Origin of the sequence: Streptomyces sp. GbtcB7, assembly GCF_019091445.1 — a bacterium.
In the GTDB taxonomy this organism is placed as follows: Bacteria; Actinomycetota; Actinomycetes; order Streptomycetales; family Streptomycetaceae; genus Streptomyces; species Streptomyces mirabilis.
Map to the genome: position 1 here is coordinate 1 of NZ_JAGXJM010000800.1, position 229 is coordinate 229.

General features: G+C 76.0%; 1 pseudogene. It reads right to left on the reverse strand.

The features are described from left to right. A pseudogene (locus tag KVT44_RS57605) lies at positions 1 to 229 on the reverse strand (NAD-dependent dehydratase); the annotation flags it as partial.

Here is a 229-nt window from a genome sequence, read left to right on the forward strand (position 1 = left end):
GTTGTACAGGGTGCGCGGCGCTGCGTCCGTCCCCAGGAGGAGGTCCAGCGCGAGATGGGCCGCGCCGTCGGCGCCGCGCAGCTTCTCGGCGCTCGCCGGGCGCCGCACGGCGAGGATCTGCCACTGGGCGCCCTCCCCCTCGCCTCGGCGCTCGCCGTTGGCGCTGACCTGCTTGATCTCCTCGCTGCCGGCAAGCCGCTCGGCCAGCGTCGCCTCCTCTCCGGTCCCG